1 protein-coding gene is annotated in these 2244 nt (G+C 39.8%); it reads left to right on the top strand.

All coding sequences use genetic code 11. The annotated features are described in order from the left end of the window. Window positions 1-618 precede the first annotated feature (618 nt). Window positions 619-2007: a choice-of-anchor Q domain-containing protein gene (locus ACYTXL_RS29745; protein WP_461927780.1), complete on the top strand. Its 1389-nt coding sequence runs from the start codon at window positions 619-621 to the stop codon at window positions 2005-2007. Window positions 2008-2244: the final 237 nt, after the last annotated feature.

Below are 2244 nucleotides of genomic sequence, written 5' to 3'. Positions count from 1 at the left end.
GATGGTTTTGCTCGTTGGTCAATTCGTCACTCACCTGTATTCATCTCATCACCTCCCTATCGGGTAGGTGAGAGGCTTCTACTATTTAAGCTAAAACTCTCACTGAAAATTCTTAATCTGCATTGATAGGTTTTTGTAAACTTTGTTGCAAGTACTCGAATTTATGATGATAATGAAAATATTTTAGAAGGCAGAAGCGATAAATGCTAGTCTCTGCCTTCTTTTTGCTTTTTATTATCATAAGAATTCTTTAAGTAAATTAACTGATTCATCACAGATATACTATCTTAACCACAGATACCGCGTATACACAGTACAATGATGTCGAATTGGAAATGACACCATTTGTACGGTTACTTGGTGTCCATTAATGGGTAACTCTGGATACTGGTAATTTTTATTCAGTACTATTACCAGATAGCTACTGTTTTTTAGAAGACAAGCTAAAAAAGCATTTTAGCCATACTTAGGTGAAAATGCCCAGATGTAAATCTCAAATCAGGTGTATAAGTTTATACATTTGTTTACACCGCCAGATCCAATACTGAGTTACTAACTAAGGCTAGAGCTACTGACCGTTGACGATTCAGTTTTTGCAACATACCCTATTTTTTCCCTATGATGATTCATAGTTTAGGTTTTCTCAGTTTGAGCGCATCTCTTGTACTTCCTTGGGCATTAACAGGTCTGGTTCAAGGAGACAGAATAACAGAGTCTTTAGTTAAAGATGTTCGTCACTCATCCACTGTTCAGCAAATGCCACTATCTAGCCGCAAGCTGATCAGTAGGGTTACAACTGCGACAACATACTATGTTAGTGGTACTGGAAACGACAGAAATAGCGGGCTCACTACCTCATCCGCGTTTAGAACAATTCAAAGGGCAGCAGATTTGACTGACCCTGGCGACACAGTATTGATTATGAACGGAGTATACAGAAATTTACCCAATGCTGGTAGTGTAGTAAATATTCAACGTTCTGGAAATGCAAAAGCATGGATTAAATATAAAGCATATCCTGGGCAGTTCCCAAAAATTCAGCACGATACATGGAGTGGTATCGGGTTGTCAAATGGAGCTTCATATATTGAGATTAACGGGCTAGAGATTATAGGGAACAATGCCAATATAACCCTTGGTTATGCATTAAGTCAGAAGTGGAACAAATCAAATCGGCGTACAAACGGAAGTGGCATAAGCGTTGATGGAGTCAATGGTCATCTTTCTCACATAAATATTCTGAACAACATAGTGCATGACTGTGGAGGAGGAGGTATCGGAGTCAGGGAGGCTGATTATGTGAAGGTGGACAATAACACTGTGTATAATAATGCCTGGTATAGTGTCTTTGGTCCCAGTGGCATTGGCATTGCAAAGAGTTGGAATTCTGACAGCAATCGGGGATACAAGATGTTCGTGACCAATAACAGGGTCTACAAAAATCGTATGTACATTCCCTGGCTTGAGTCGGGAACAATCTCAGACGGTAATGGGATTATTATCGATGTTTCAAAACTTGCGAGAAATGGTGCATATCGAGGACGAACTTTAATTGCAAACAATATCAGCTACAAGAATGGCGGTTCGGGGATTCATGCCCATAGTAGTGAGCATATCGATATTGTCAACAACACGGCATATGAGAATGGGCAAAGTCCAAACCTTAAAAAAGGGCAAATATATGCTGGTTATTCATCTGATGTGAAGATTTTCAATAACATTATCTATGTTTCCCCTGGTCAAAATGCGAACAGCAACATGAAGAATATCAACGTCACCTATGACTACAATCTTTACAGCAAGGGTGCGGTGATTGCTGTGATGGGACCTCACGATATTATTGCAGACCCACAGTTCATAAATCCCTCAATTGCTGACTTTAGAATCAAAGGAACGAGTCCGGCGATCAATATGGGTTACGATTGGAAAGATTTGAAAACGGATTATGCAGGTAAACCTCGTCCTGCTGGTGGTGGATATGATATTGGAGCATACGAACATCAGTAATCTTAATATCATGTCCTGCTATCTGCCCATAGTTGCGTCAGACTGAAGTCTACGCTTATACAAAATAATAAGCTTGCTTTTGCAAGCTTATTATTTTCTGACTAATTAAACACGCTATATCAGTTATGGTGTTCAGTTCACTTGTAAGCAACTCTTTCTCTGAAGCCACTGAGCTTTAGCCCAGATCGAGCATACCAAACAAGGACATTTGTCCTTGCAACTGGCAGGTCATCCCCG

It is taken from the genome of Nostoc sp., assembly GCF_054880495.1.
The sequence above is the reverse complement of the archived record's forward strand: the minus strand, read 5'-3'. Positions and strand labels throughout refer to the sequence as shown.